This window comes from Flavobacterium kochi, from assembly GCF_048286715.1.
In the GTDB taxonomy this organism is placed as follows: Bacteria; Bacteroidota; Bacteroidia; order Flavobacteriales; family Flavobacteriaceae; genus Flavobacterium.
The window spans coordinates 1-3,708 of record NZ_JBLVPW010000062.1; the positions used below are offsets into that span (position 1 = coordinate 1).

Sequence of the window (3,708 nt, forward strand, 5' to 3'; positions counted from 1 at the left end):
GCTTTATCCGTTTTAAATCAACTAACTCTTCCTTGGTTAAATTTACCCGATAGCTCATAATATTCAAAATTATGAAGCAAATATACATAATCGTAATTATTAAAGCAAATTAGTATAACTCAAAAATGATTTTTAAAATTTATACTTCTCTGTTGCTGTAATCATTTCCCAATCATCGGTTCTGAATGGCGATGCAGGAAATTGTTCCTCGTTACAAAGATTCGCTTCACTTGCATCATCCGCCCAGCCGTAATGTATCGCAATAGGTTTTAGTACATTTTTACTAAAAACAATTAATTTGTTACTCTTAATAATAGCTTCTGCAGAATGAAAAACTTTATCTGCTCCTGCGATTTCAAATCCTTTTAAATTTTTACCATTATCAGACGTTGACAATCCGCTACCGATGTTATCAAAGGTTAGAATTATTTGGTTTCCTTTTATTTCTAAGGATTTATAAGTAGGTCCGCTATAAATCGTTTTTTTGCCATAAACGTTATGCAGAGCAATCGCAGCCAGTCGTTTACCAACATCTTGTTTGTTTGTTGGGTGAATATCTTTTGCGTTACCAATATCAGTCGTTACGGCCATTCCTGTATTTGGCAATTGCAAAGTTTGGGTTTGGGCTTCACGAAGTTCAGCCCATTTACTGCCATTTTTACTGTTGCCATTAAACTCATTGAAGGTAGATAATTGGACAAAATAAAAAGGGAAATCACCTTGATTCCATTTTGTTCTCCAATCGGTTATCATCAAAGGGAATGCTTTTTTGTATTGATTTGCTCTACCCACATTGGCTTCGCCCTGGTACCATAAAACACCTTGAAAAGCATATGGAACTAATGGATTGACCATTGCATTGTACAACAACGAAGGATAACTATTGGGAGATAAAGCAGTTTTTACTACAATTACTTTATATTTCCATTTTCCTTCTAAAGGAATTGTTTTGTTGCCAAGAGTCAGTTTCAAATCCGAAGATTCTCCATATATTCCCCCGCCGCCGCTATTATCGACAATTCTTACGGAAATACTATTTGCGCCTTCTTTCAATATATTTGCAGGGACCGTATACACTCTTTTGGCATCCCAAATGGTATTTCTCCCCACTTCAATTCCGTTTACATAAGTGATGTCTTCATCATCAATTTTGGATAAACTTAAAGTTCCGTTTTTGATATCTTCAGCCGAAAGGGCTATTGTTTTTCGCATCCAAACTACACCATCCAGATCACCCAATGGTTGGTTTTCCCATAATCCAGGGACGTTGAGTTCAGACCAGCCAGAATCATTAAATCCTAATTCTTTATAAGTGATTTCGTTCGCTGCACTTACTTCAGTTCCTTGAATTTTTTCGACTCTTTCTCTCATTGTTTTTGCGTACAATTTTGAAATGGAATCCATATTCAGCAGTGGCACATCGGCAATCATTCCTTTGAATTCATCACTTTTCTCGAATGCCTGACGGCTTGTCCAGGTCTCCACACAAGTTCCGCCCCAAGAGGTGTTTATGATTCCGATTGGGATTTTTAATTCGGTATATAATTTTTTGGCAAAAAAGTAACCCACAGCCGTAAAATCACGCACCGTTTCCTTACTACAAACTGCCCATTTTCCAGCTTTTAAATCTTCTTTTGGTGAACCGCTCAAATACTGGGCAACACCAAAATGGCGAATCATGGGATAATTGGAATCGCTTATTTCTTTTTCAGAATTCAGCGTTTTATACATTTGAAATTCCATATTGGATTGTCCACTGCAAATCCAGACCTCGCCAACCAAAATATCTTTTATAACGATTTTATTTTTTCCTGTAATAGTTAATTCAAAAGGACCGCCTGCTTTTTCGGAATCTAAACGAATCATCCATTTCCCGTTTTTATCGGCTTTGATGGTTTTGGTCTGTTTATTGAAATGGACTGCGATTTTTTCATTGGCATCAGCCCAACCCCAAACCGGAATTGCCTTGTTGCGTTGTAGAACCATTCCGTCGGAAAACACTAAAGGCATTCTGGCATTGGCATTTGCAAGTATGCTATATATCAAAAAAAGAAATGCTATATTTTTTTTCATTTTTTTTATTTTAAAAAATTATAATGGATTCCAGGTTGCCTTCAATAATTTACTTCAATCCATCAAGTAATCCGGTTAAAGCCTGAGTGTCAAATACGGTATTATTGGTTCTGTTAAAAATAGCCGAACCGTTATCAGCCATACCTCCGGCATCCCAATAAAAAGGCAACATTCCGTTTATTTTTGCCTGTTTTACAACATATTTTAAATAATACGCTCTTGATGCCAGATGTAAAGTTAAAGCATCTCCTGTTAAACTAGTACGACGTATCGCTCCAAATTCACCTAATACAACGGGTATTCCTTTATCTACAAATTGGGTTTTCATTGATTTGAAAAGATTATCTAAGTCTGCTTCTTCTCCATAAGTTGGATTGCGTGTAAGATCGGTTGTTGAGTGATAATTAACTCCCCAATAATAAAACATTTTTCCCCAATTAGCATCTTTGTCCATCAGACAAAAATTATAAGGGGTGTAATAATGAACTTCCACCATCATACGATTAGCCACTTTATCAGTAGGCAAAGTCAGCATTAATTTATTTGTTTTTTCGATATCGGTTGCTGGACCTTGAACGATCAAGGTACGATTTGCATTTTTACCTCCAGTGGCACGAACTGCATCAATAAAGGTTTGGTGATAGGATGTTAAAACTGCCATCTGAGTTGAGTTGTCCACATTTGGTTCATTAGTACTGGCAAAAAGCAAATGCTCATCAAAACCTCGTAATTGGGTTGCTATCTGTTCCCAAAATGCTTTTTGTTTGGCATTATTAGCTTCTTTTTGGGCTTCGGTGCAATTATTTTCAAGCCATCCTCCATCCCAATGGATATTGACAATAACATACATATCATTATCGACGCAGTATTGAACTACTTCTTTAACTCTATTTAACCATTCTGTCTTTATTTGAGCAGTGCCGGTATTGGCTAAATTTTGATTCCAGGAGCAAGGAATTCGAATTGCATTAAAGCCACTTTGTTTTACAAGATCAATCAATGCTTTTGTAACCTTTGGATTTCCCCAAGCTGTTTCTCCACCGGTTGCCTCAAGTGTATTTCCAATATTCCAGCCTAAATTTATTTTGGCCGCAAGTTGAACAGCGGTACTACTCATTCCAGAAGCATCGGCAGCAATAGGATTTGTATTATAGCTTGGATAAAGTTCGGTAGCGACAACAGGTAAAACTCCTAGTTGTGTCAAATTAACCTGAACTGAGGCAGCTTGGCTTGATTTGATGGTTATAACCGCTGAACGTACAGCACTACTTGTATTTTCGGATACAGATATATTGACCAATGTTGTACCTGAATTTCCCGAGACCTGACTCAACGTTATCCAACTTGCATCAGCGCTAGTAATGGTCCAGGTATCAACATTGGCAGTAACAGTAACACCAGCACTATTTACTGTGCTTTGAAATTCGATTTTGTTGGTGTCTACAGTAAGTGATTTAGCTAGTACCACTTCAGGTGATGCATCTTTACTACAAGCATCAATTGCTACTAAGAATAAACTTATCGAGTTACTTACTTAATCACTACGATTTGTTTCCAGCCCCGATGCGGATGTGAGACTAATCGTTTGAATATATTATCAAAAATAGAATCTTTGTAAATTGACCTATTCAGCCG

Annotated in this window: 2 protein-coding genes; both read right to left on the bottom strand. The window is 36.9% G+C overall.

The window, feature by feature from the left end; translation table 11 throughout:
- Window positions 1–132: 132 nt before the first annotated feature.
- The gene (locus tag ACNQGH_RS21760; RefSeq protein WP_417958115.1) at window positions 133–2,073 is read right to left on the bottom strand and encodes a sialate O-acetylesterase; all 1,941 of its coding nucleotides are present in this window, start codon (window positions 2,071–2,073) and stop codon (window positions 133–135) included.
- Window positions 2,074–2,122: 49 nt separating this feature from the next.
- Window positions 2,123–3,541 carry a cellulase family glycosylhydrolase gene (locus ACNQGH_RS21765; RefSeq protein ID WP_417958116.1) on the bottom strand — a complete coding sequence of 473 codons (1,419 nt, stop codon included), beginning with the start codon at window positions 3,539–3,541 and terminating at the stop codon, window positions 2,123–2,125.
- Between the last annotated feature and the right edge of the window lie 167 nt (window positions 3,542–3,708).

What these genes read in the sequence shown, in the direction of transcription:
- ACNQGH_RS21760 (WP_417958115.1), bottom strand. Translation starts at nt 2,073, where the DNA reads ATGAAAAAAAATATAGCATTTCTTTTTTTGATATATAGCATACTTGCA.